The organism is Sandaracinus amylolyticus (assembly GCF_000737325.1).
Taxonomy (GTDB): domain Bacteria; phylum Myxococcota_A; class Polyangia; order Polyangiales; family Sandaracinaceae; genus Sandaracinus; species Sandaracinus amylolyticus.
Genome location: NZ_CP011125.1, coordinates 3,247,008 through 3,271,652 on the forward strand (window position 1 = coordinate 3,247,008; position 24,645 = coordinate 3,271,652).

Here is a 24,645-nt window from a genome sequence, read left to right on the forward strand (position 1 = left end):
ATCGGGTCACGCAGCGCGATCAGTCGGCGTCGGCGCCGCGGAACCGGCTCCAGTCGAGCCGCAGCTTCCTCATGCGCGCGCGCAGCGTGTGCGGGTTGATGCCGAGCAGCGCGGCCGCGCCCTTCGGGCCCTCGATGCGACCGCGCGTCGACGCGAGCACACGCTCGATGTGCGCGACGACCACGTCGTCGAGCTTCTGCGACCTCGCGTCGATCGCGGGCAGCGTCGTTCCGTGCCCGTTCGTCTCCGCGCGCGGCGTGCTCGCGGGGAGGCGCGACGGCGTCGGCAGCGGCCCGCCGAGGCCGAGCGCCGCCGCGACCTCGAGCTTCCTGCCGTGCCCGAGGATCGCCGCGCGCTCGATGACCGCCGCGAGCTCGCGCACGTTGCCCGGCCACGAGTACGCGAGCAGCAGGTGCAGATCCTCGCGCGTCGGCGTGAGCGGTCCTGCGCCGAGCCGCGCGCCCGCGCGCGCCGCGAAGTGCGACGCGAGCTCGGGGAGATCTTCGAGCCGCTCGCGCACCGGTGGCAGGCGCAGCGGGAACACCGAGAGTCGATACCAGAGGTCCTCGCGGAACTGACCCGCTTGCACCATCTGATGCAGATCGCGATGCGTCGCCGCGACGATGCGAACGTCGACGTGAAGCGTGCGCTGACCGCCGACGCGCTCGAGCGTGCCCTCCTGCAGGATCCTCAAGAGGCGCACCTGCGCCGCCGCGGGCAGCTCGCCGACCTCGTCGAGCAGGAGCGTCCCGCCGTCGGCGCGCTCGAACCAGCCCTTGCGCGTGCCCACCGCGCCGGTGAACGAGCCGCGCTCGTGCCCGAAGAGCTCGCTGTCGATCAGCTCGCTCGGGATCGCGCCGCAGTTCACGCGCACCATCGGCCCTTCGCGCCGCCGCGATCGCTCGTGGAGCGCGCGCGCGATCACTTCTTTGCCCGAGCCGGTCTCGCCGAGCAGCAGCACCGGCACGTCGGCGTTCGCGACCTGCTCGACGCGCTCCATCAGCGTGCGCAAGCCGCCGCGCTCGCCGATGATCGACTCGACGATGCTCTGGCGATTGAGCCGCGTGAGCAGCGCGCGGTTCTCGGCGAGCGCCGCCTCGCGGAGCTGCGCGAGCTCGTGCACGCGGCGATCGTTCGCGAGCGCCACGACGAGCGGCTCGACGATCGTGCTCACGAGCTTCGCGTGGTCCGCGCTCACCTTCGCGCCATCGCGCGCGATCAGCGCGAGCACGCCGGCGGGGCCGTCGTCGTCGGCGAGCGGCGCGACGATCACGTCGCTCGCGACGCGCGCTCGATCCTCGCCCGGCGTCGCGCCGAAGAGGGGATCGTCACCGTCGAGCTGCGTCGCATGCGCGGTGCGTCGCTCGAACAGCGCGAGCACGCGCGCCATCTGCGGCGACGGCAACTCGAACGGCGCCTGCGTCACGTCGACCGTGCGGCCGACCTGCGCGACCGTCTCGAGGCGCGCGCGCGGCACGTCGAGCCTGCGCAGGGTGATCGCGTCGATCGGGAGGTGCCTCGCGAGCACCGGCAACATGCGCGAGAGCGAGTCGTGGATGTCGAGGTGACGACACGCCTCGCGCCAGATCTCGAGCTCGAGCATCATCGTGGGCTTGGCGCGCTCAGCACGAGGCGTGCCCGTGTCGAGACCCTTGGTGCCTCTACGGTCGTGGACTTCGGCCCGTGACCGGCGCGGGGGAATCCGTGACATCTCACGGATTCTCCCGTGCTCTGGCACGGAAGGCCAGGATCTCCCGTGATGGGTCACGGGCGCGGCCGAGCAGCCCGTGAAAACCGCGGGGCTCTCGCGCTGGCATACCTCTGGCGAAGGGCGCCGCGCGATGCGAGCCCGCGCTCTTCCACTGCTCCTCTCCTCCGCGCTGCTGATCACGCTCTCCGCTTGTTCCGGCGGCGGCGCGAGCGACGGGCAGGGGACTCTCACGCTGCTCCACGTCTCGAACGATCCGACGCGCGAGCTCTACGCCGAGATAAACCCGACCTTCGCGAGCGCGTGGGCGCGCGATCACGGCGGACAGCGCGTCGAGATCCGCATGTCGCACGGAGGCTCGGGCCGTCAGGCGCGCGCGGTGATCGACGGGCTCGACGCGGACGTGGTGAGCCTCGCGCTGCCCTTCGACGTCGACGCGATCGCGCGCGAGGGACAGCACCTGCTCGACCCGCAGTGGGCCGCGCGCCTCCCCGATCACAGCTCGCCCTTCTACTCGACGATCGTGTTCGTCGTACGGCGGGGCAACCCGCGCGGGATCCGCGACTGGAACGATCTCGTGCGCGGCGAGACGCAGGTGATCGCGCCGAGCCCGAAGACGTCGGGCGGCGCGCGCTACGTCTACCTCGGCGCGTACGGATACGCGCTGCGCCACGGATACGACGGACGCACCGGCGACGAGGCGGGCACCGAGATGGTGCGCGCGCTCTATCAGCGCGTGCCGGTGCTCGACTCGGGCGCGCGCGGCAGCTCGACGACGTTCGCGCGCAACGGCATCGGCGACGTCTTGCTCACGTGGGAGAACGAAGCGCACCTCTTGCTCGCGGAGAGCCCCGACGCGGGGCTCGAGATCGTGATCCCGAGCGAGAGCATCCTCGCCGAGCCGCCGGCCGCGTGGATCGATCGCAACGTCGAGCGCCACCACACGCGCGAGGTCGCGGAGGCGTACCTCCGGCACCTCTGGTCGACCGAGGCGCAGGAGATCGCGGCGCGCCAGCACTACCGACCGCGCGACGCCGACGTCGCGGCGCGGTACGCGCAGTCGTTCCCCACGATGACGCTCTTCACCGTCGAAGAGGTGTTCGGCGGATGGGAGCGCGCGCACGCGACGCACTTCGCGGAGGGCGCGCTCTTCGATCGAATCTACCAGCCGGGGCAGGGCGGAACGTGACCACCACGCCCGTCGCCGCCGAGGCGGAGGCGACGCCGACCGTCGCTCCGCGCGCGGCACGCCCTCCGCGATCGATCCCGGGCTTCGCGCCGTCGCTCGCGATCACCGGCACCGTGCTCGTGGTGCTCGTGCTCGTGCCGCTCGGCGCGCTCGTGCTCGCGGTCGCGCGCGCGCCGTGGGACACGATCGTCCGCGCGCTCACCGACGCGCGCACGCTCGCAGCGGTCGGGCTCAGCGTGGGCGCGTCGGCCGTCGCCGCGCTCGTCGCGGCGCCGCTCGGCGTCGCGATCGCATGGACGCTCGCGCGCTACGACCTGCCCGGTCGAAGGCTGCTCGACGCGATCGTCGACGTGCCGTTCGCGCTGCCGACCGCGGTGTCGGGCATCGCGCTCACCGCGCTGTGCGCGCCGAGCGGATGGATCGGCGCGCTCTTCGCGCCGCTCGGGATCGAGCTCGCGTTCAACCGCGTGGGCATCGCGATCGCGCTGCTCTTCACCGGGCTGCCGTTCGTGGTGCGCACGGTGCAGCCGGTGATCGAGGATCTGCCCGCCGAGATCGAAGAGGCCGCGTCGTCGCTCGGCGCGTCGCGCGCCCAGACGTTCCTGCGCGTCATCCTGCCCTCGCTGATGCCGTCGATCGTCGCGGGCACCACGCTCGCGTTCGCACGCGCGCTCGGCGAGTACGGCTCGGTCGTGTTCATCGCGGGCAACATGCCGATGCGCACCGAGATCGCGCCGCTGCGGATCCTCTCGCACCTCGAGAGCTACGACTACGCGAGCGCCGCGGTCGTCGCGCTCGCGATGCTGGTCGCGTCGGCGGGGCTGCTCTTCGCGGTGAACGCCGCGCAACGAAGGCTGGTGGATCGTGGCGCACAGGGCGCGTGAGCGGCCGCGCGGGCGCGCGGCGTGGGCGATCGTCGCGATCTCGCTCGTCGCGATGATCGTGCTGCTGGTGCTGCCGCTCGTGGTGGTGTTCGTCGAGGCGTTCGCCGAAGGTCCCGCGCGCTGGGCCGCCGCGATCTCCGACGCCGACACGCTGCACGCGCTGGAGCTCACCGCGCTCGTGGTCGCGGTCGTCGTGCCGTTCCACGCGGCGTTCGGCATCGCCTCGGCGTGGGCGATCACGCGCTACGACTTCCCGGGCAAGGGCGCGCTGCTGACGATCGTCGACCTGCCGTTCGCGGTGTCGCCCGTCGTGTCGGGCCTGCTCTTCGTGCTGCTCTTCGGCGCGCGCGGGATCTTCGGGCCGATGCTCGCCGATCACGACATCCGCATCGTGTACGCGGTGCCCGGTGTGATCCTCGCGACGCTGTTCGTGACGTTGCCCTTCGTGACCCGCGAGCTCGTGCCGCTGCTCGAGGCGCAGGGCCGCGAAGAAGAAGAGGCCGCCGCGAGCCTCGGCGCGGGCGGCTGGTCGATCCTCACGCGCGTGACGCTGCCGCGCATCAAGTGGGGCGTGCTCTACGGATGTGTGCTCTGCGCGGCGCGTGCCGCCGGCGAGTTCGGCGCGGTGAGCGTCGTGAGCGGTCACATCCGCGGCGAGACCAACACGCTGCCGCTGCACGTCGAGGTGCTCTACGGCGAGTACGACTTCGTCGCGGCGTTCGCGGTCGCGTCGCTGCTCGCGCTGTCGGGCCTCGTGACGCTGACGTTGAAGGCGCTGCTCGAGCAGCGCGCGAAGAACCGAGGAGCGCTCGCATGAGCATCGAAGCGATCGGCGTGACCAAGCGATATCGCGCGCACCACGCGCTGCGCGACGTGACCGTGCGCATCGAGCGGGGCGGGCTCGTGGCGCTGCTCGGTCCCTCGGGCTCGGGCAAGACCACGCTGCTGCGCGTGATGGCGGGGCTCGAGGCGCCCGACGCGGGGCGCGTGCTCTTCTCGGGGCGCGACGTGTCGGCATCGGGCGTCGCGGAGCGCGGCGTGGGCTTCGTGTTCCAGCACTACGCGCTCTTCCGCGAGATGACGGTGTTCGAGAACGTCGCGTTCGGGCTGCGCGTGAAGCCGCGCAAGGAGCGACCGAGCGAAGAGACGATCCGCGCGCGCGTGCACGAGCTGCTCTCGCTCGTGCAGCTCGAGGGAATGGCGCAGCGGCATCCGTCGCAGCTCTCGGGCGGTCAGCGGCAGCGGGTCGCGCTGGCGCGCGCGCTCGCGGTCGAGCCCCAGGTGCTGCTGCTCGACGAGCCCTTCGGCGCGCTCGACGCGAAGGTGCGACGCCAGCTGCGCGCGTGGCTGCGCACGCTCCACGACGAGCTGCACGTCACGACGGTGCTCGTCACCCACGATCAGGAAGAGGCGCTGGAGATCGCCGATCGCGTGGTGCTGATGAACGAAGGGCGCGTGGAGCAGGAGGGCTCGCCCACCGCGCTCTACGACGCGCCCGCGACGGCGTTCGTCGCGTCGTTCCTCGGCGACGTGAACGTGCTCGAGGGCGTCGTCGAGAACGGCGCGATCGCGATCGGCGCGCTGCGCCTTCCGGTGGTCGGCGCGCGCACCGGCGAGCGCGTGCGCATCGCGGTGCGCGCGGGCGATCTCGACGTCGCGCCGGCCGACGACGGCGACGCGCACGCGACGATCTCGCGCATCGCGGATCTCGGCGAGCGCATCCAGCTCGAGGCGACGATCGACGGCGGGCCCACGGTGCGCGCGCACGTCCCGCGTCACGCGCCGCGCGCCGCCGAGCGCGGGAGCCGCGTGCGCATCGACGCGCGCGTCCAGCGTGTCTATCCGGCGCCCTGATCACGAGAGGCGTCGCGCGCCCGAGCCCTCGCTCGGTCGCTCGACGTCGTCGAGGCGCATCCGCGGCAGATAGCGTCCGCCCTCGAGCCGCTGCAGCAGCCCGAGCACGAACTCGCGCGTCGCGCAGCGCAGATCCCACGTCGAGCCCGCGTCGCGCGCGCTCACGAGCACGCGCACCTTCGCCGCGCGCTCGGTCGCTTCGACGACCTGCACCCCGAGCACGCGACGGTCCCAGAGCGGATGCGCGCGCACGAAGCGCTCGATCTCGGGGCGCAGCCGCTCGATCGGCGTCGCGAAGTCGACGTAGAAGAAGACGTCGCCGATGAGATCGTCGGCGGCGCGCGTCCAGTTCTGGAAGGGCAGCTCGAGCAGGCGCGCCATCGGCACGATCAGACATCGCTGATCCCACACCCGCACCACGACGTAGCTGAGGTTCACCTCCTCGACGGTGCCGAACTCGTTCTCGATCACCACTTGATCGCCGACGCGCAGCGGCTGCGTGAACGAGAGCTGGATCCCCGCGAGCAGGTTCCCGAGCGTGCGCTGCGCCGCGATGCCGACGACGACGCCCGCGACGCCGGCCGACGCGAGCAGCGACACGCCGACCTCGCGCACCGGCGGGAACTGCAGCAGCAGCACGGACGCGAACACGACGGTCGCGACGACGTTGAGCGCGCGCCGCAAGAGGATCACGCGCGTCCGCACCATGCGCGCGCGCCAGCCCTGCCGCGCGGCGGCGCGCTCCGACGCCGCCTGCGCCGCGAAGTCGATGCCGCGCACCACGAGCCATCCGACCGCGACGATCCACGCCGCGCGATACGCGTCCGCGAGCACGGCGACGATGCTGGGCGGGTAGCGCAGCAGGATCGCGAGCAGCCCGAGGTACGCGAGCGTCAGCGCGAGCCTCGCCGGCGGACGCACTCGCTTCACGGCGCGTCCCAGCTTCGCGCGCTCCTCGCGGCGCAGCGATCGCCAGACGAGCCAGACCAGCGCGCGCCCGGTCGCGGTCGCGAGCACCGCCGCGATCACGAGCGCGAGCGCGCTGCCGATCCACTGCCACGGCTCGAGCTCGGCGAAGCGCGGCTCGCGCAGCGCGGGCCCGAGGCGATTCCCGATCGGTCCGCGATCGATGCGCGCCGCGAGATCGGGCGCGACCCGCACGGTGGTGCGCGAGAACACCCAGACGGGCCGTCCGTCGCGCAAGAGGCGCCGCATCACCACGCCGGGCTCGACACCGGGGATCCACGCCACGCCGACGACGTGGGATCCGCCGGGCTCGGCCTCGTCGGGGAGCGACTCGGGCGTCACGCCGCGATCGGTCAGCACCGCGTCGATCGCGCGCGCTGCGCCTTCTCCGCGCGGGACCGCGCGCTCCGGCGGCACGTCGCGCAGGTCGAGCACGCGCGCGGCGTCGATCCACTCTCCGTCGGCGACCGCGCCGTCGAAGTAGCGGAGCGCGCGGCGCGGTGTCGAGAGATCGAGCGGCTCGTCGGGCGGCGGTAGGCCGGTCGTCGGCGCAGGCTCGCCCTGCGCGCGCACGCTCCCCGCGATCGCGACGAGCGCGACGAACGAGGCCCACGAGGCGAGCGCGCGGAAGCGCGAGCGCATGCCGCGCGCGACACGCAGGCACGGTGCCAATTCTCGGAGCGAGGTGCTCTGCCGCGTGGCAACGCGCGACGTCGACGCGAGCGGGCACCCGCACCATGCTGCGGCGCGTGGAGATCGTCCTCGTTCGTCACGCCGAATCGATCTGGAACGCAGAAGGTCGCTGGCAGGGCCAGACCGACGTCCCGCTCTCCGAGCAGGGCCGCGCCGAGGCCGCGAAGCTCGGAGCACGCCTCGCGAACGCCCACTTCGATCGACGCATCGCGTCCGATCTCATGCGCACGCGCGACACCGCCGCCGCGATCGGCGCGGACTTCGTGCACGACCCGGCGTGGCGCGAATTCGATCTCGGCGCGTGGGGCGGCCTCCTCCACAGCGAGGTGCGCGAGCGCTTCCCCGACGAGGTGCAGGCGATGGCGATGGGCACCGACATGCCGATCGGCGGCGCCGAGTCGATGGTCACGTTCGACGCGCGCGTGCACCGCGCGCTCGACGCGGTGATCGCGAGCGGCCGCGACGGCGAGCGCGTGATCGTCGTGACCCACGGCGGCGTGATCCGCTCGATCGTGATGCGCCTGCTCGGCCTGCGCGGACGACCGCTGATCGGCGCGACGAACACGTCGATCACGCACCTGCGCGTCGACCCCGAGCGCCGCGTTCGCATCGTCTCCTACAACTGCGGCGCGCACCTCGACGCGAGCGACACCCCGCACGACGACGAGATCCTCGAGGGCGCGCCCGACGACATCGTTCGTCGCGTCGCGACGCGGCTCGGCATCGGCGACGCGCAGCGCGTCCACCTCCACCCGCCGCGCCCCGGCTCGATCACGCGCCTCGTGCGAGGCACCGCGCATCCCGTGCTGCGCAGCTTCGCCACGCCCGCGTTCGGGTGATCGCGCGGCGCTCCGCGCGCTCCGGGCGCGGAGCCGCGCGTGCTCCGAGCCCGCGATCCGCGAGACGCGCGCTGCGTCGACACGTCCTCGTCCCGCGCTGGAAACCTCGGCTGCAGCAGCCGGCCAGGCGCGTGGCCGGACGGCCGAATTTCCGCCGGATCTCGCACCTCGGCGCGTGGCACGTGCGCTGCTCTTCGTGTCGCTCATGCACCGCGAGACCACCCACCGCACGCCCCGCCGCACGCGCTCGACGCTCGCTTCGGCCGAGCTCCGGCGTCTCGATCACGACCTCGTCGCGCTCGAAGCGCAGGCGTCGACCGACCCAGTGCTCGCCACGATGCTCGCGGCCGCACGCGCCTGCCGCGCGCAGCTCGTCCGCGACACCGAGGGCTGACGGGCCACACGCTCTCCCGGGCCAGCGTCCGCGTGCGATTGCGCGGACTTCCGCGACGAGAGAGAAACCCTCTGGAAACGTCACGCAGGCTCCGGCATCCTGCCGCCCCGTGTCGTCGCTGAGCCTGCGCGGAATCAAGAAGGATCTGGGGGGAAACCCGATCCTGCGCGGAGTCGACCTCGAGGTCGGCGACGGAGAGCTCGTCGTGCTCGTCGGCCCGAGCGGCTGCGGAAAGAGCACGCTGCTCCGCACCATCGCCGGCCTCGAGATCCCCGACGGCGGCACGCTGAAGATCGGCGATCGCGACGTGACGCAGCTCCCGCCACGCGACCGCGACGTCGCGATGGTGTTCCAGAGCTACGCGCTCTATCCGCACCTCACGGTCCGCGAGAACCTCGGCTTCGGTCTCAAGCTGCGCGGCACCGACGCGAAGACCATCGCCGAGCGCGTCGACGAGGTCGCGCAGATGCTCGGCCTCGAGAAGCTCCTCGATCGCTACCCGCGTCAGATGAGCGGCGGCCAGCGCCAGCGCGTCGCGATGGGCCGCGCGATCGCGCGCCGTCCCTCGGTGTTCCTCTTCGACGAGCCGCTCTCGAACCTCGACGCCGCGCTGCGCGCCGACGTGCGCGTCGAGATCAAGCGCCTGCACGCTCGCCTCAAGGAGCAAGGGCAGGGCGCGACGATGATCTACGTCACGCACGACCAGGTCGAAGCGATGACGCTCGCCGATCGCCTCGTCGTGCTGAAGTCGGGCCACGTCGAGCAGATCGGCGCGCCGCTCGAGGTCTACGAGAAGCCGCGCTCCCGCTTCGTCGCGTCGTTCCTCGGCTCGCCCGCGATGAACTTCGTGCCCGGCGAGATCGTCGACGGGCGCATCCGCGCCGACGGTCTCGACGCGCAGCTGCCGCAGAACGATCGCATCGCGAGCAAGAGCGTGCTCGCCGGCATCCGCCCGCACGACGTGCTGCCCAGCGCGAACGGCCACGCGGACATCCTGCTGCGCGTCGAGGTGATCGAGGCGATGGGCTTCGAGGCGTACGCGCACGGCAAGGTCGGCGCGCACCCGTTCGTCGCGCGCCTCGAAGGGGATCGCGCGCGCGCTGCGCGGCCCGGCGACACCCTCGCGCTCGACATCGCGCAGGGCTCTCTCCACCTCTTCGATCCGGACTCCGAGCGAACGCTCTCATGAGCTTCCGGAGGACCCAGACGCGCGCGGTGCTGTCGGCCGCGCTCACGGCGGTGCTCGCTCTCCTCGCGGGCGTCACGCTGACCTGGGTGTCGCTGTGTCTGCCGAGCGCAGCGCGTGGCCAGACGACCACCCTGACGCTCTGGCACTCCTACGGCGAGCGCGAGGAGCGCGGCCTCCGCGCGGCGGTGGACGCGTTCGAGCAGAGCCATCGCGGCACGCACGTCGAGATGCTCGCGGTGCCGTTCGGCGCGTACGCCTCGAAGCTCGAGTCCGCGATCCCGGTGCAGCGCGGCCCCGACGTGTTCGTCGACGCGCACGATCGTTTGAGCTCATACGTTTCGTCGCACCTCGTCCAGCCGCTCGGCGCGGGGCTCGAGATGGACGACGAGCTCGAGCAGGCGCACCTCGACGCGCTCACCATCGACAGCGCGCTCTACGGCGTCCCGCTGCAGCTCAAGAGCGCCGCGCTCTTCGTCAACGACGCGCTGCTCGGCGATCGCACGATCGAGTCGCTCGAAGACCTCGAAGCGCTGCGCGCCACGCTCCCCGACGGCTCGTTCCCGCTCGCGTGGGACGCCGACGACGCGTACCAGTTCGCGTCGCTCCTCCACGCGTACGGCGGCGGTCTGCTCGAGCCCGACGGCACCTACGCGTTCGTCGGACCGCGCACCGAGCGCGCGCTCGATCACCTGCTGCGCCTGCTCCGCACCCGCACGATCCCGGAAGAGACCTCGTACGAGCTCGTGCGCGATCTGTTCCGCAGCGGGCGCGCCGCGACCGCGATCAGCGGCCCGTGGTTCGCGAGCGATCTCCCGACCGACCTCGAGTGGTCGGTGCGCCCGCTGCCGATCGTGCGCGGCGCGGACGGCGAGCCGATGCGCGCGTTCGCGACGATCGAGGCCGCGTTCGTGGCCGAGGGCGCGCGTGACCTCGACGCAGCGCGCGCGCTCGCGATCTTCCTCGCGACGCCCGACGCCGCGCGCCTCCGCGCGATCCACGGCGGCCACGTGGTCGCGACCCGCAGCGTGTGGAGCGATCCCGAGGTCGCGCGCGACACCCGCCTCGTCGCGTTCCGCCAGGCCGCGTCGCACGCGCGCATCACGCCGACGCATCCGAGCATGCGCGCCGTGTTCGTCCCGGCCGAGCGCGCGCTCCGCAACGTGCTGCGCGGCGAGATCGCGATCGACGAAGCGCTCGCCCAGGGCCAGCACCGCTTCGACGACGAGACGCGCGAGCCGCCCCCGCCCCGCGATCCGTCGACCGGCCTGCTCGCCTTCGGCCTCGTGCTGCTCGCGATGGTCTTCGGCATGGTGCGCCGCGCGCGCGATCCGATGTTCCGCGTCGCGCTGCGCCGCTCCGTGCCCGCCTACGCGTGGGTCGCGCACGCCGCGATCACGGTGGGCGTCCTCGTGATCCTCCCGCTCGTCGTCGGCGCCGGGACGAGCTTCTTCGCGGGCCACGGTCGCGACCTCCACTACGTCGGGCTCGCGAACTACGTCGACATCCTCACCGCGCGCGGCGGCGATCTGCTCGGCCACGGATCGTTCTGGGCGGTGCTGGTCGTCACCGTGCTCTGGACCGCGGCGAACATCTCGCTCCACGTCGCGATCGGGGTCGCGCTCGCGCTCCTGCTCAACCGATCGACGCTGCGCTTCAAGGGCCTCTACCGCGTGCTGCTCGTGCTGCCGTGGGCGGTGCCGAGCTACGTCACCGCGCTCGCGTGGCGCGGCATGTTCCATCGCCAGTTCGGCGCGGTGAACGCGATGCTCGAGGCGCTCGGCGCCGAGCCCGTCTCGTGGTTCGCGCGCTGGTCCACCGCGTTCGCCGCGAACGTCACGACGAACGTGTGGCTCGGCTTCCCGTTCATGATGGTCGTCACGCTCGGCGCGCTCACCGCGATCCCGAAGGACCTCTACGAAGCGGCCGAGGTCGACGGCGCGACGAAGTGGCAGCAGTTCCGCTTCGTCACGCTCCCGCTCTTGCGTCCTTCGCTCGCGCCCGCGGTCGCGATGGGCGCGGTGTGGACGTTCAACATGTTCAACGTCGTGTACCTCGTGAGCGCGGGCGAGCCCGACGGCACCACCGAGATCCTCGTGAGCGAGGCCTATCGCTGGGCGTTCACCCGCGGCCACCAGTACGGCTACGCCGCGGCGTACGCGGTCTTGATCTTCTTGCTGCTCTACTTCGGCACGCGCGCGCTGCCGGGCTCGGGCAGCGCGAAGGAGGGCGCGCGATGAAGGCGCGCGGACGCGAGCTCCTCGTGCACCTCGTCCTCTGGATCGCGGTGCTCTTCGCGCTCTATCCCGTCACGTGGGTCGTCTCGCAGGCGCTCTCGAGCGGCGCGACCACCGGCGGGCGCATCCTGCCGTGGCCGACCGAGCCCTCGCTCGAGCACTTCGAGGCGGTCGTCATGCGCGTGCACGAAGGGCGCTGGCTCTTCGGCCTCCAGCTGCTCAACAGCGTCGTCGTCAGCGCGGCGACCGCGCTCGTCGCGATCGCGATCGCGACGCCCGCGGCGTACGCGCTCTCGCGCTTCGAGTTCGTCGGCGCGCGGGGCGCGACGCGCACGCTCCTCGCGACGCAGATGTTCCCCGGCGTCGCCGCGTCGATCCCGCTCTACCTGCTGCTCGACGCGTCGAACCTCCTCGACACGCGCACCGGCCTCGTCCTCGTCTACGCCACGAGCGCGGTGCCGTTCGCGATCTTCCAGCTGCGCGGCGCGTTCGACGCGATCCCGCGCGACCTCGAAGAAGCCGCGATGGTCGACGGAGCCACGCGCGCCGGCGCGTTCTTCCGCGTCGTGCTCCCCGCCGCGCGCCCCGCGCTCGCGGTCACCGCGCTCTTCGCGTTCATGACCGCGTGGAACGAGTTCATCCTCGCCGCGACGTTCCTGACCTCGCAGGACCTCTACACGCTGCCGATCCTCCTGAACGGCTACGCGAGCGAGTACGACTCCAACTTCGGTCACTTCGCGGCCGGCGCGATCGTCGTCTCGATCCCGGTGATGGCGCTCTTCTACGCGCTCCAGCGCCAGCTCGTCGGCGGCCTGACCGCGGGTGGCGTGAAGGGCTGAGATCTCCGCTCGAGCGATCTCCGTTCGCGGACATCCACCTGGCCGATCGATGGCCGGACGCGACACGAGATTCCTGAGCCGGTCCGCGCGCGGCTCGCCACTTGATGGACATGGGGGCGAGCACGCACGGAGACGGAGCGGCGGCGGAGCGCGTCGTCGCGCACCTCGCAGCGAGGGTCGGGCTCAACGACATCGAGCGGCGCGTGATCGCGCTCTCGCTCGCGGGCGTCGCGCCCGAGGCGCTGCCGGCGCAGCTCGGGGTCGATCCGTCGCTCGCGGCCGCGGCGATCCGCGTCGCCTGCGTGCGTCTCGAGATCGACTCCGTGAGCGAGGTCTGGCGCCTGGTGCGCGGCGACCTGCAGGACTGAGGCGCCATCTGCGGAGTCGTGCGGGGCGTTCCCGGAACGACGTTCGGGAATAGCTGGGCGAGAGACGCGTTCTGCAACCACATTGCATTCTCAATGTTGGTTGCGTCTGCAATCCACCTCTCGTAGGGTTCCGCCGCTTCTCGCGCCCTTTTACCTCAGGATCTCGCCCGAATGGACATCCAGGAACGCCTCACCGCCTTCGCGATGCTCGGGGCCACGTGGGTCATGTGGCTGCTCGTGCTCCTGTCGATCGTGGGCTTGGCGATCATTCTCGAGCGCGCGTACTACCTCTTCGTCTCGCGCGACGACATCGCGAAGCTCAAGAGCGACCTGCTCGCGAAGCTCCGCTCCAACGACGTCGACGCCGCGCGCACCCGCATGCGGCAATCACGCAGCGTGGAGGCGCAGGTCGCGCTCGCCGGGCTCGACGCCGCCGAAGACGGCGCGGAGACCGCCGAAGAGCGCATGGACGGCCAGACGTCCATCTCGCGCCTGAACATGGAGCGCAACCTCGCGTTCCTCGGCACCGTCGGCAACAACGCGCCCTTCGTCGGGCTGGCCGGCACCGTCATCGGCATCATCCGCGCGTTCCACGAGCTCAACGAGAGCCAGGGACAGGTGAGCGCGGGCCTGATGGCGGAGGTCGGCGAAGCGCTCGTCGCGACGCTGATCGGTCTGCTCGTCGCGCTGCCCGCGGTCGCGTTCTTCAACCTCTTCCAGCGCATCATCAAGGCGCGCCTCACGCGCGCCGACGCGATGGGCAGGGAAGTGCTGGCGTTCCTCAAGTCCGAGCGCCGCAAGAACGGCGTCGCGGAAGCCGCGGCGGAGTGACGCGATGGGCGGTGGAACCGGTGGTGGTGGCGACGACGATCTGATCACTTCGATCAACGTCACGCCGCTCGTCGACGTCGTCCTCGTGCTGCTGATCATCCTGATGGTCACCGCGAGCTACATCGTGTCGCACAGCATCCCGATGGAGCTGCCGCAGGCCGAGACGGGCGATCCCGAGGCGCAGCAGCCGCGCACGCTGACGGTCTCGATCAACGAGACGGGGCAGCTGCACATCGACGCGGAGCCGATCTCGGACGAGGTGTTCCGGCGCCGGATCCGCGAGTACGTCGCGAGCCTGCCGAACCGTCAGGAGTCGCGCGCGACGATCGCCGCCGACGGGCGCATCCAGCACTCGCGCTTCGTGTACGTGCTGGACTCGCTTCGTCGTGAGGGCGTGACGCGCTACGCGATCAACGTCCGTCCCGAAGACCTCGCGCAGTAAGTCGAGACCGCTTGGGAGACGGCGCGGCAGGGCTCGCGAGGGTGTTCGGCATGCTGGTGCTCAGCACCGGCGCGCACGTCGCCGTCGCGTTCGTGTTGATCGCGCTGCCGCTCGCCCGGGAGCTGATCCCGAACGAGCCGCAGATGATCGAGATCGTCGCGATCGACGAGCCGCTCCCGCCCGAGCCGGAGCCCGAGCCGGTCGTCGAGGAGCCCGAGCCTCCGCCGCCCGAGCCGGAGGCGGTGCGCCCTGAGCCGCGTCGCGTCGAGCGCACCGAGCCGCGCCCGTCCACGCCCGAGCCGCAGCCGGAGCCGCCGAGCGCCGAGCCGCCGCCGGTCGAGGAAGCGATCGCGGACTTCACCGGCGAGACGCTGACGAACGAGGGCGGCGAGACCTTCGCGATGCCGGTGGGCAACGGCGCGCCGATGGACGGACCGATCGGCCAGCCCGGCGCGGTCGTGACCGGTCGTCGTCGCGAGGGCGGCAGCGGCGGCGCGATCGGCGGCAGCGGCACGGCGGCGCCCGAGGGACCGCGCGTCGTCGCGCTCGCGGATCTGTCGCGACGCCCGAGCCCGCAGGGCGACATGAACGCGGTGCTGCAGCGGAACTACCCGCCGCGCGCGCGTCAGCTCGGCATCGAAGGGCGCGTCGTGATCGGGTTCCGCATCATGCCGGACGGCAGCGTGCAGCGGTTCCGTACGCGCAGCGAGACGCCGCCGTCGCAGGGCTTCGGCGAGGCGTGCCGTCGAACGGTGCAGCAGCTGCGCTGGGATCCGCCGCTCGCGCAGGACGGCGCCGCGGTCGCGACCGACGCCAGCTTCGAGTGCGAGTTCGCGGTCGGGCTCTGAGCGGGGGCGGGGGCCGGGGCCGGGTCGCTCTCGGGAGCGGGCGCGGCGCCGGGGCGAATGTCGGAGGTTCGGGGTCTCGGTCGGGGACCGGCCGGCGAATCTCGGAGATTCGGTGGTCGATTCTGGAATCGGCGGGCGAATCTCGGAGATTCGGTGATCGATTTTGAAATCGGCGGGCGAATCTCGGAGATTCGATCCCCTGGATTCGAAATCCACCCGGCGAATCTCGGAGATTCGGTCGGCGATTCTGAAATCGGCGGATGAATCTCGGAGATTCGATCCCTGGATTCGAAATCCACCCGGCGAATCTCGGAGATTCGGTGGTCGATTCTGGAATCGGCGGGCGAATCTCGGAGATTCGGGGCGGCTCGAGCGCTCAGGCGGGGACCAAGCGGGGGGCGCGGGCCAGGAGATCGCGGGTGGTCGTCGTCTCGCCCGCGCCCGGCGGGAACCACGTGACGTCCACCTGCACGATCTCGCTCGTCGGGCGTCGCGCGAGCGACTCGAGCGTGCGCCGTGCGGCGTCCGGAGGTGCTCCGAGCGCTTCCGGGAGCTCGGCGCGCGTGAGCACGAGCAGCGAGACGAGCGCGTGCTCCTCCGGCTCGTCGCGCATGGGCTCCCCGCGGTAGCCGCGCCCCGGCTCGGGCGGGACCTCGAGCGTCTCGCGCGCGGCGATCTCCGTCTGCACCGCGCGGTGGCGCTGCTCCGCGATCGGCGCGTCGACCCGCGGGTACTGGCGCATCCCGACGTGCGACCAGGGCGCGCGCGCGAGCGCGTTCGCGAGCTCCGGCAGCACGTCGCGCGCGTTGAGGCGCGACGCGAGGATCTCGTCGAGCTCGCGCCGGAGCGATGCGACGTGCTCGCGCGCGAGCGCGACCTCGACGACCGCGAGGTCCCACTGCTCGATGCGGATCGGTGTGTCCGACGCGAGCCGCGTGCGCGACCGTCGGCGGGAGAGCGCCCAGCCCGCGAGCACCGCGCCCGCCGCGGCCGTCGCGAGGACGAGCACGACGTTCTCGCGGGCGACGGCGCGCAGGTGGGCCGCCTGCTCGGGAGGGAACGGGCGCGGCCGCCGGGTCGAGGCCTGGGCGCTCGCCGTCGTCGCGAGCGCGGCGAGGACGGCGAGCGCGAGCGCGAGCCCGTGAAGCCACCCCGCGCCCGACATGGATCGTCTCCGGAGCATCTCGGCGATCACGCTCCGTCATACGCCTGCTGCGCGACGTGCGCCCTCGCGCGGACGCGATCAGACGTGCAGCTCGCGGAGCGTCCCGCGCACGTCGATCGTGCTTCCGTCGCCGCGCGTCACCTCGCGCATGCCGAAGTGATCGTCGTCCCAGCCGAAGCTGCGCAGCAACGTCACGAAGAGCTGCGAGAGCGCCGGGCCGTGCGAGAGCGGTCGCCCGGCCCAGTCCATCGCGGCGCGGACGTCGCGCGCGTAGCGCACGTACCGGCCGGTGCGGAAGAAGTCGGTGCCGCCCGCGATCAGCGTGCACGCGTCGACGTGCTGGTGCGTCGGGGAGCCCAGCTCGGTCAGCCACACGACCGTCGTGTGATCGAGCATCGTCCCCGATCCCTCGGGCACCGCGTCGAGCATCTCCAGCAGCGCGAGGAAGCGCTGCGAATAGAAGATGCCGTAGTCGATCATCGCTCGCTCCGACACGGGATCGAAGGGCTCGCTGCCGTCGTCGACCGAGCTGTGCGCGAAGCGCCCGTGCACGTCGGAGCTCGCGGGATACCCGAATTCCGTGGGCTCGAGGATCGGCGGGACGATCGTGACGACCCGCGTGAGATCACACGAGAGCGCCAGGGTCGCGAGGCGCGAGTACTGGTCGATCACGTGGCCCGTCGACTCGAAGACGGGATCGCAGCGCGTCGGCACCGCGATGCCGAGCGCGCGCTCGAGATCGCGCACCATGTCGCGGTGCTGCTCGAGCTTGCGCGCGCCCTCGAGCCCCATGCGCGTGCGCATGAACTCGTGCTCGCGCGCGACCGCGTCGAGCACGCTCCCGCGCAGCGCGCGGATGCGCTCGTCGCGCGTCGCGGGCGTGTCGCTCGCGGGCGGGACGTAGAGCCCGAGCAGGTCCGCGTACGCGCGCTCGGGATCGTCGACGCGCGGCGCGGCGTGGCCCGCGCCGAGGAACGAGTAGGGCATCCAGTGGTTCGCGCCCCAGACGCACGCGTCGAAGCGCCCCGGCTGCGAGACGCGCGCGCCGATCTCCTGATCGATCGAGCGCCCGCCGCCGATGCAGATCGCGCCGGGCCCACGCTGCTGCGCGATCTGCGCCGTGAGCAGGTGCGCCATCGCGACGTTGTGATGGTTCGCGTCGATGCCGGTCTGGCCGGCGAGCGCCGCGAGATCGCCGAGCACCGAGGTGTGCGCGATCCCTTCGATCGGCAGCACGCGATCGCGCATCGCGTGGAACGGCCGGAGCACCGGGCTGAGCTCGTCGCGCGAGAGCTCGAGGAGCGAGCGCTCCACGGTGCGATCGGTCGGCAGCCCGGGGAGCGCGACGTGCCAGCCGTTCCACACGTGCGCGTGTCCCGTGCAGAAGAAGACGACGCGTCGCGGCGGCGCGTCGTCGTCCCCGGCGTGCACGATCGATCGTCCGAGCGCGGTCGATGCGCCCGCGGAGGCGAGCGCCGACAGGCCCATGGCGCGCAAGAACCGTCGTCGATCGAGGATCGTCGTCATTCGCCCACCGCCGTGCGTCGCGCGAAGCTCGGGTGCGTGACGATCGCGAGCATCAGCGCTCGCACGTCGCCGCCGCTCTCCGCGAACCGCTCCTCGAGCTCCGCGAGGAGGAATTGCTCGCTCGCGTCCGCCGGCCTGCCGCGCACGAACTGCAGCCAGCGGCGCGTGTAACACGCGTGGACGTCACGGCTCGTCGCGAGCCGCCTCGAGAGCTCGAGCGCGCCGTCGAAGGGGCCGTCGACGTCGGTGCCGTGGAGCGCGCCCGCGGTGTCGATCGCGACGCCCACCTCGACGTCGCGCCACACGCCGGCGGCGTCGTAGTGCTCGAGACCGAAGCCGATGCCGTCGAGCCGCACGTGACAGCCCTGGCACAGCGCGGAGCTCGTGCGCTGGGCGAAGAGCTCGCGGTTGGTGCGCGGGCCCTCGCCGTCGCTCGGTCGCGGCTGCGAGAGATCGACGTCGGCGGGTGGGCTCGTGCGCGGCGCGCAGAGGAGCGTCTCGAGGACGAAGCTGCCGCGCAGCGGCGGCGATGCGTAGCCGGGGTGCGCGTGCGACGCGAGCACCGCGACGCGCGTGAGGATGCCGGCGCGTCGCTCGTCGGGCAGCGTCACGCGGCGCCACTCGTCGTCGGCCCACGAAGGGTCGGTCCCGACGTCGTAGAGACGCGCGAGGCGCCCGCTGAGCTCGGCCTCGGGGCTCTCGAGGAGCGACGCGAGGCGGCCGTCTCCTTCGACGAGCGCGATGCGCACGAAGCGCAGCGCTTCGGCGTGCGCGTCGCGCTGCGTCCGCGCGTCCCAGTCGCTGCGCGTGCCGTCCGCGCGGACTGCGTGCTCGGGCTCGAGGATGCGATCGAGATCGAGCCACTGCCGGTGGAAGTCGACGATCGTGTCCCCGGCGCGCGCGTCCGCGATCATCCGGCGGGCTTCGCGCTCGACGCCCTCGCGGCTCGACAGCGCGCCGGACGCGGCGGCCTCGAAGAGCGCGTCGTCGGGCATCGACTGCCAGAGCGCGTACGAGAGCCGAGAAGCCATCTCGTAGCCGTCGACCGCGATGATCTCGTCGTCGTCGTCGACGCTCGGCTCGGTGCGATAGAGGAAGCTCGGCGTCTGCAGGAGCATCTGCACCGCGAGCTCGATCGCGCCGAGGAAGTCGGTCTGCGTCGTCCACGCGCGGATGCGCGAGCGGAGGCGCTCCGCCTCGTCCTCGCTCGGCGGCCTGCGCAGCGCGCGCATCGCGAAGCCGGCGACGAACGCATCGACGCACGCTTCCTGCTCGCTCGGCGTCGACCACGCGTCGCACGAGAGGACCCGCGCGCGCGCACGCTCGTCGGCCATCACGGCGCTCGCCACGGCCCGCGCGGACTCCTCGTACCGCGCGATCCCGAGCTGCGAGGGCCCGAGCGAGCGCGCGTCGTTCTCCAGGCGATCGAGCTCGGTGTCGGGCGGGAGCTCGAGGAGCGGCAGCGCGGTGCCGGGGAACAAGTCGCGCAGCGTTCGTTCGTGCTCGACGCGCGAGAGCCGTCGCAGCGGCTCTGGCAGCGAGGGAGTCGCGCGCCCGGTCGGAAGCGGTCGCGCGATGGGCAGATCGTCGCCGCATCCCGAGAGCGCAGCGAGGAGGAGGATGACGGCGAGGGGCACAGCGTGGCGCACGCAAGTCCCTGTTTGCATGTCCTGCACCGAGGACTTGTCGCTCGTGGCCGTCGCGTTTTTCAGGCGCTCTGCGTCGACGCGCGCGGTTGGAACCGAGCGCGCGAGCGGACGACTCGTGTCGTCGCGGTCCGTGCTCCGAGACCGCGTGCGGCCCGCGTGCGCGCCCGCGGGCGGCCCGCGTGCGGTGCGTGCGCTCCGTGCGATTTCGAGCGTGGTACGCGCGCTGCTCGGGCGCGGCGTCCATGCTCGATCGTCGTCGCGTCGTGGTGCTCGCTGTCGTGGTGATCGTCGCGTGCGAAGCGCCTCCACCGGCGACGCCCGACGGAGGCATCGAGGCCGATGCGGGGCCCGAGCTCTGCGTGCTCGATCGCGAGTGCCAGAACGGCGTGTTCTGCGACGGCGAGGAGCGCTGCATGCCCGGCGCGACCGACGCCGATCAGCGCGGCTGCGTGCCCGCGTACGTCGCGGCCTGCGAGCCCGGCTACGTGTGCGAGGAAGACGCGCGGCGCTGCGTGACCGACTGCCCGGTCGCGCTCGACGCCGACGGCGACGGCCGCATCGCGACCGAGTGCGGGGGCGACGACTGCGACGACGGCGATCGCAACCGCTTCCCCGGCAACACCGAGGTCTGCGACGCGGCGGGGCACGACGAGGACTGCAACGTCGCGACGTTCGGCTTCGTCGACGACGACGGCGACGGCTCGGCGTCCGAGACGTGCTGCAACGCGGACGACGAAGGCGCGCAGTGCGGCGACGACTGCGACGACGGCGACAGCCTGATCAACCCGCGCGCCGGCGAGGCGTGTGATCGCGTCGACAACAACTGCGACGGCGTCGCCGACGAGGTCTGTCCGTGCGCGCCCGGCGCCGCCGAGGTGTGCGGCACCGGCGAGGGCGCGTGCCAGGAGGGCCGCCGCGTGTGCGTCGAGGGGATCTTCGGCGAGTGCATCGGCGCGGTCGGTCCTGCCGAAGAGCTCTGCGACGGCGTCGACGACGACTGCGACGCGATCGTCGACGAGCACGTGCTGCGCACGTACCACGAGGACACCGACGGCGACGGCTACGGCTCCGCGACCTCGGGCGTGACGACGAGCGCGTGCAGCGTCCCCGAGGGCTGGGCGTCGAACACGCTCGACTGCGACGACGCGCGCGCCGGCGTGAGCCCCGCCGCGCCCGAGGTCTGCAACGACCTCGACGACGACTGCGACGGCACGACCGACGAGGGCCTGCGCCGCGTCTACCACCTCGACGGCGACGGAGACGGATTCGGCGGCGCGGCGAACGCCGCGGGCGCGACGTGCGGCCCGCCGAGCGCGTCGTACGTCGAGCGGCGCGGCGACTGCGACGACGCGCGCGCGGCGGCGAGCCCGGTGGGCATCGAGTCGTGCAACGGCGCCGACGACGACTGCGACGGGCGCACCGACGAGGGCGTGCTGCGCACGTTCCACCGCGATCAGGACGGCGACGGCGCCGGCGGTGCCACGACGAGCACCGGCTGCACCGCGCCGAGCGGGTACGTGACGCTCGGGGGCGACTGCGCGGACACCGACGCCGCGCGCCATCCCGGGCGCCACGACGCGTGCAACGCGATCGACGACGACTGCGACGGCACGACCGATCCCGGCTGCACGTGCACCGACGGCGCGCGCCGCGACTGCGGCACCGGCCCCGGCGGCGGCGCGCCGACGAACGTCGGCGAGTGCGCGATCGGATCGCAGATCTGCGTCGGCGGATCGTGGGGGAGCTGCGTCGGCGACGTCGCGTCGAGCGCCGAGGTGTGCGACGGGCTCGATCAGGACTGCGACGGTCGCACCGACGAGGGCACGGTCGTCGCGACGTGCCTCGGTGACGGCGACGGCGATGGCTACGGCGCGGGCGCGGCGACGCGACAGTGCCGCGATGCGACCCGCGCGAGCGCGGGCTTCTGCCCGCCCGGCTGGACCACGACGGGCGGCGACTGCAACGACGCGAACGCGTCGGCGCGCCCGATGGCGACCGAGTCGTGCAACGCGATCGACGACGACTGCGACACGACGATCGACGAAGGCACGACCGCGACCGGCTGCTTCCCCGATGCCGACGCCGACACTTACGGCATCGGCAGCGCGACGACGCAGTGCCGCGACGCGACGCGCGGCGCGCACGGGTTCTGTCCGCTCGGCTACACGAGCCGCGGCGGCGACTGCAACGACAGCTCGAGCGCGATCCGCCCCGGCGCGACCGAGGCGTGCAACGGCCGGGACGACGACTGCGACGCCGCGGCCGACGACGGCGCGGGGATGATCTGCGCGCTCGGCACGGTGCGCGCGGGCACGGGCGCGTACGGCTCGTGCGCGAGCGTCGCGGGCACCTACGCGTGCAACGCGGGCTGCACGACCGAGACGTTCACGCCCGCGCCTCCGTCCGAGACGTGCAACGGCGGCGACGACGACTGCGACGGCGCGATCGACGACGTGTTCGAGTGCCGCCAGAGCTCGAGCGGCCACGCGTGCGTGACGGGCTGCGGCACCGTCGGCACGCGCAGCTGCAGCGCGAGCTGCTCGTTCGGTGGCCAGACCTGTCGCGGCACCGAGATCTGCAACGGCTGCGACGACGACGTCGACGGCAGCGCGGACGACGGCTTCGCGTGCCGCCTCGGCGAGACCCGCAGCTGCACGCGCGCGTGCGGCGGCGGCAGCGTCGCGGGCACGCAGCGCTGTCTCGCCGACTGCAGCGGCTGGAGCGACTGCACCGCGACCGAGACGTGCAACGGCTGCGACGACGACGGCGACGGCAGCGTCGACAACGGCTTCTTCTGTCCGCGCAACGCGATCACGTACTGCACGACCGCGTGCGGCACCGCGGGCCAGCAGATCTGCAACGCCAGCTGCAGCGCGCACACCGAGACCGCCTGCTACGCGAGCGCGGAGAGCTGCAACTACTGCGACGACGACGGCGATCCGAGCACGAGCGACGCGAGCCTCGCGAACGGCATCGTCACCGACCTCTACACGTGCAGCGCGTTCCGCGCGGCGTCGACCACGACGACGTGCTCGACCCTCACGTCGCGCACGTACACGCTCGTGAACGGCGCGGCGAACGACGCCGGCGCGATCTGGCTCGACAGCCCTGCGGCGATGCGGCGCCTCGGCTGGGGACCGATGAGCTTCGTCGCCGAGGTGACGGCGGGCCGGAGCGCGTCGCCGACGACGTACCCGGCGGACGGCTGGGCGGTGATCCTCGGACGCAGCGGGAGCGGCGATCTCGGCGCCGTCGGCGGTGGGCTCGGCGTGCCCTCGACGCGCGACGGGCTCGTGCTCGAGTGGCGCTACTACACCGGCGTCCCGTCGAGCCAGAGCGATCAGGTGCAGGTCGTGCGGCAGTCGGGCGGGACGCGGACGGTGCTGGGCACGGTCACGCCGCCCTCGGCCCACCTCGACTCGACGTCGTCGAGCGACGTCACGCAGCGGCTCTTCATCGAGTACACGCCGGACGATCCGCGCACCGTCACGAGCGAAGAGCGGCTGCGGCTGCGCTTCGCGGTGAACGGGCCGATCGCGCTCGACATCGCGCCCTCGCCGTCGTCGTGCGGCGGATCGATCTGCGCGTGCGATCCGCCGTGCGCGTCGCCCTCGCTCTCGCGGGAGCTCGTCCCGGGTGAGCCGTTCCAGGTCGGGTTCAGCGCCGCGACGGGGGGCGCGGTGTCGATGGCGCGCGTCGAGCTCAACGGCGCGCTCGTCGGGGGCGGGCCGTACACGCGCGCCCAGCGATCGAACGTGTGCTTCTGAGCGCGACGCTCAGCGGTGGTAGGCGAGGGCGGCGCAGATCTCGTCGCGGCTCGACAGGCCCGCGGTCAGCGTCGAGTCGTCGGCGGTGATCGTGCACGTGAGCCGCAGGCCGTCCTCACCGCCGAACGTCCGCCGCGGCGCCGCGATCGTGGTGCCCGGCGCGCTCCAATCCACCGCGTCGTGGATCAGCGCGCCCGTCGTGTCCGCCGCCGACGCCGCATGACGCACGGTCGCGTCGGCGCGCGAGCGCGTCAGCGTCGTGAGCGCGACCAGCTCGGCGCTCGCGGGCATCGCGTGGAACGAGCTCGTCGCGCACGTCGTGTGCGGAGGGCACGCGAACATCCAGTCGAAGAGCAGCGACACGCTCAGCGCGTCGCGCGCGGGCGCGCCGGGATCGAGCACGTCGAGCTCCACGTGCACCGAGGACTCGACGTCCGCGTCGCTCGTGTTCGCGACGCGCTGCAGGATGCGCACGTGCTCGTGCGGCGCGAGCACGAGCTCGGTGTCGTCGGGAAGGACGAGCGACGCGGGCGCGGCAGTCGCGACGAAGAGCGGCGCGCTCCCGATGTCCCCCGGGCACGTCGTCGCGCCCTCGGTCAGCGGCGCGGTCGTCCTCGCGATCTCGACCTCGTACGTGCCGGGCGACGGCGTGACGTGGATCGCGCGCACGCGCTTGCCGGTGATGCCCCCGGCGTCGACCACGAGGCAGAGCGTCTCCTCGGTGCCGGCGCCGGTGTTCCACGGGCCGAGGACGATCTCGTCGCCGGCCGTCTCGCGCTCGACCTCGATCCCGATGTCGAGCTGCCCCGGGCCCGTCTCGACGACGTCGCCGCGCACCGCGAAGCGGAAGCGCACCTGCGTGCTCGCGGCGGCCACCACGGTCGCGCTCACCGGGTTGGGCGAGACGAGCGTCGCGGTCACGTCCGTCGCTTCGCCGGCGACCACGCGCTCGAGCCGCCACCCGTCGGCGAGCGTGACGGCGTACGTGCCCGCCGCGAGCTCGAGCGAGATCGTCGCGGCATCGGGATCGGTCTCGGTCGATGCGCTCGTCGTCTCGGGCCCGGCGATCGCGAACGTCGCGTCGCGAAGGCGATAGGTCGCGCCTTCCGCGTCGGTCGCCGTCAGGTGCAGCGCGAGGCCGGTGGCAGGTTGGTCGGGCGCACAAGCAGCGAGCGCCGATGCGAGAACGAGAGCTGTGCGATGCATGCGGATCCTCCAGGTGGACGGAGAGGTCCGATCGTGCGCCGGCCCCCTCGGCG

At 72.6% G+C, this 24,645-nt stretch carries 19 protein-coding genes and 2 pseudogenes; 15 read left to right on the forward strand and 6 right to left on the reverse strand.

The features are described 5' to 3' along the window. Positions 1–19: 19 nt before the first annotated feature. A complete protein-coding gene (locus tag DB32_RS13640; protein WP_205627052.1) occupies positions 20–1,711 on the reverse strand; it encodes a sigma-54 interaction domain-containing protein in 1,692 nt (563 codons plus the stop codon). 130 nt (positions 1,712–1,841) lie between these two features. Between DB32_RS13640 and DB32_RS13645 the strand changes: the two genes are divergently transcribed. Genes DB32_RS13645 through DB32_RS13660 form a run of 4 tightly spaced genes read left to right on the forward strand, consistent with a single transcriptional unit; the run spans position 1,842 to position 5,635 of the window. Beyond that, complete coding sequence (locus DB32_RS13645) at positions 1,842–2,897, forward strand: sulfate ABC transporter substrate-binding protein (protein WP_053232899.1); 1,056 nt, start codon at positions 1,842–1,844, stop codon at positions 2,895–2,897. Further along, on the forward strand, positions 2,894–3,781 hold the full coding sequence (gene cysT, locus DB32_RS13650; protein WP_240481197.1) for a sulfate ABC transporter permease subunit CysT: 888 nt from the start codon (positions 2,894–2,896) through the stop codon (positions 3,779–3,781). The genes DB32_RS13645 and cysT overlap by 4 nt, the downstream gene beginning before the upstream one ends. A gap of 28 nt (positions 3,782–3,809) precedes the next feature. Next, positions 3,810–4,598 carry a sulfate ABC transporter permease subunit CysW gene (gene cysW / locus DB32_RS13655; RefSeq protein WP_420820941.1) on the forward strand — a complete coding sequence of 263 codons (789 nt, stop codon included), beginning with the start codon at positions 3,810–3,812 and terminating at the stop codon, positions 4,596–4,598. Continuing rightward, the gene (locus DB32_RS13660) at positions 4,595–5,635 is read left to right on the forward strand and encodes a sulfate/molybdate ABC transporter ATP-binding protein (protein ID WP_053232901.1); all 1,041 of its coding nucleotides are present in this window, start codon (positions 4,595–4,597) and stop codon (positions 5,633–5,635) included. Before cysW ends, DB32_RS13660 begins: the two co-directional genes overlap by 4 nt. On the opposite strand, the gene DB32_RS13665 is transcribed toward DB32_RS13660, so the two are convergent. Further along, positions 5,636–7,243 carry a mechanosensitive ion channel family protein gene (locus tag DB32_RS13665; protein WP_053232902.1) on the reverse strand — a complete coding sequence of 536 codons (1,608 nt, stop codon included), beginning with the start codon at positions 7,241–7,243 and terminating at the stop codon, positions 5,636–5,638. Between the two features lie 107 nt (positions 7,244–7,350). Between DB32_RS13665 and DB32_RS13670 the strand changes: the two genes are divergently transcribed. The 9 genes from DB32_RS13670 (at position 7,351) to DB32_RS45245 (ending at position 15,278) form a co-directional block, all read left to right on the forward strand. Next, positions 7,351–8,133 (forward strand): histidine phosphatase family protein, encoded by a 783-nt coding sequence (locus DB32_RS13670; protein ID WP_169791439.1) that lies wholly within the window; start codon positions 7,351–7,353, stop codon positions 8,131–8,133. A 175-nt stretch (positions 8,134–8,308) separates the two neighbouring features. Continuing rightward, entirely contained in the window at positions 8,309–8,527 is a 219-nt protein-coding gene (locus tag DB32_RS13675; RefSeq protein WP_053232904.1) for a hypothetical protein, read from the forward strand. A gap of 109 nt (positions 8,528–8,636) precedes the next feature. Continuing rightward, entirely contained in the window at positions 8,637–9,716 is a 1,080-nt protein-coding gene (locus tag DB32_RS13680; RefSeq protein WP_053232905.1) for an ABC transporter ATP-binding protein, read from the forward strand. After that, entirely contained in the window at positions 9,713–11,953 is a 2,241-nt protein-coding gene (locus DB32_RS13685) for an extracellular solute-binding protein (RefSeq protein WP_053232906.1), read from the forward strand. Before DB32_RS13680 ends, DB32_RS13685 begins: the two co-directional genes overlap by 4 nt. Continuing rightward, a complete protein-coding gene (locus tag DB32_RS13690) occupies positions 11,950–12,789 on the forward strand; it encodes a sugar ABC transporter permease (RefSeq protein WP_053232907.1) in 840 nt (279 codons plus the stop codon). Before DB32_RS13685 ends, DB32_RS13690 begins: the two co-directional genes overlap by 4 nt. Before the next feature lie 110 nt (positions 12,790–12,899). Continuing rightward, complete coding sequence (locus DB32_RS13695) at positions 12,900–13,157, forward strand: hypothetical protein (protein WP_053232908.1); 258 nt, start codon at positions 12,900–12,902, stop codon at positions 13,155–13,157. Positions 13,158–13,328: 171 nt separating this feature from the next. Further along, positions 13,329–13,988 carry a MotA/TolQ/ExbB proton channel family protein gene (locus DB32_RS13700; RefSeq protein WP_053232909.1) on the forward strand — a complete coding sequence of 220 codons (660 nt, stop codon included), beginning with the start codon at positions 13,329–13,331 and terminating at the stop codon, positions 13,986–13,988. A gap of 4 nt (positions 13,989–13,992) precedes the next feature. Beyond that, positions 13,993–14,430, forward strand: a complete 438-nt coding sequence (locus DB32_RS13705; protein WP_053232910.1) for an ExbD/TolR family protein — start codon at positions 13,993–13,995, stop codon at positions 14,428–14,430. An 11-nt stretch (positions 14,431–14,441) separates the two neighbouring features. After that, entirely contained in the window at positions 14,442–15,278 is an 837-nt protein-coding gene (locus DB32_RS45245; RefSeq protein WP_053232911.1) for an energy transducer TonB, read from the forward strand. 376 nt (positions 15,279–15,654) lie between these two features. Here DB32_RS45245 and DB32_RS13715 read toward each other — a convergent pair whose 3' ends face one another. The 3 genes from DB32_RS13715 to DB32_RS13725 form a co-directional block, all read right to left on the reverse strand. Further along, positions 15,655–16,443, reverse strand: a complete 789-nt coding sequence (locus DB32_RS13715; protein ID WP_053232912.1) for a DUF1517 domain-containing protein — start codon at positions 16,441–16,443, stop codon at positions 15,655–15,657. A gap of 78 nt (positions 16,444–16,521) precedes the next feature. After that, positions 16,522–17,970, reverse strand: coding sequence for a DUF1552 domain-containing protein (locus DB32_RS13720; RefSeq protein WP_053232913.1), 1,449 nt, complete (start codon positions 17,968–17,970; stop codon positions 16,522–16,524). Further along, the gene (locus tag DB32_RS13725) at positions 17,967–19,619 is read right to left on the reverse strand and encodes a DUF1592 domain-containing protein (RefSeq protein WP_169791440.1); all 1,653 of its coding nucleotides are present in this window, start codon (positions 19,617–19,619) and stop codon (positions 17,967–17,969) included. The genes DB32_RS13720 and DB32_RS13725 overlap by 4 nt, the downstream gene beginning before the upstream one ends. 413 nt (positions 19,620–20,032) lie before the next feature. On the opposite strand from DB32_RS13725, the pseudogene DB32_RS50380 reads away from it, so the two are divergent. Both DB32_RS50380 and DB32_RS13730 read left to right on the forward strand, forming a co-directional pair. Further along, positions 20,033–20,800 (forward strand): annotated as a pseudogene (locus DB32_RS50380) (MopE-related protein); the annotation flags it as partial. Positions 20,801–20,968: 168 nt separating this feature from the next. After that, positions 20,969–23,386, forward strand: a pseudogene (locus DB32_RS13730) (putative metal-binding motif-containing protein); the annotation flags it as partial. Positions 23,387–23,395: 9 nt separating this feature from the next. Here DB32_RS13730 and DB32_RS13735 read toward each other — a convergent pair. Further along, on the reverse strand, positions 23,396–24,592 hold the full coding sequence (locus DB32_RS13735; RefSeq protein ID WP_053232916.1) for a hypothetical protein: 1,197 nt from the start codon (positions 24,590–24,592) through the stop codon (positions 23,396–23,398). Between the last annotated feature and the right edge of the window lie 53 nt (positions 24,593–24,645).

Excerpts from the sequence above, each read along its gene's own strand:
- DB32_RS13700 (WP_053232909.1), top strand. The coding sequence starts at position 13,329 with ATGGACATCCAGGAACGCCTCACCGCCTTCGCGATGCTCGGGGCCACG.
- DB32_RS13640 (WP_205627052.1), bottom strand. The coding sequence starts at position 1,711 with ATGTCACGGATTCCCCCGCGCCGGTCACGGGCCGAAGTCCACGACCGT.
- DB32_RS13645 (WP_053232899.1), top strand. The coding sequence starts at position 1,842 with ATGCGAGCCCGCGCTCTTCCACTGCTCCTCTCCTCCGCGCTGCTGATC.
- DB32_RS13705 (WP_053232910.1), top strand. The coding sequence starts at position 13,993 with ATGGGCGGTGGAACCGGTGGTGGTGGCGACGACGATCTGATCACTTCG.
- DB32_RS13665 (WP_053232902.1), bottom strand. The coding sequence starts at position 7,243 with ATGCGCTCGCGCTTCCGCGCGCTCGCCTCGTGGGCCTCGTTCGTCGCG.
- DB32_RS13660 (WP_053232901.1), top strand. The coding sequence starts at position 4,595 with ATGAGCATCGAAGCGATCGGCGTGACCAAGCGATATCGCGCGCACCAC.
- DB32_RS13685 (WP_053232906.1), top strand. The coding sequence starts at position 9,713 with ATGAGCTTCCGGAGGACCCAGACGCGCGCGGTGCTGTCGGCCGCGCTC.
- DB32_RS13695 (WP_053232908.1), top strand. The coding sequence starts at position 12,900 with ATGGGGGCGAGCACGCACGGAGACGGAGCGGCGGCGGAGCGCGTCGTC.
- DB32_RS13715 (WP_053232912.1), bottom strand. The coding sequence starts at position 16,443 with ATGTCGGGCGCGGGGTGGCTTCACGGGCTCGCGCTCGCGCTCGCCGTC.
- DB32_RS13735 (WP_053232916.1), bottom strand. The coding sequence starts at position 24,592 with ATGCATCGCACAGCTCTCGTTCTCGCATCGGCGCTCGCTGCTTGTGCG.
- DB32_RS13720 (WP_053232913.1), bottom strand. The coding sequence starts at position 17,970 with ATGACGACGATCCTCGATCGACGACGGTTCTTGCGCGCCATGGGCCTG.
- DB32_RS13690 (WP_053232907.1), top strand. The coding sequence starts at position 11,950 with ATGAAGGCGCGCGGACGCGAGCTCCTCGTGCACCTCGTCCTCTGGATC.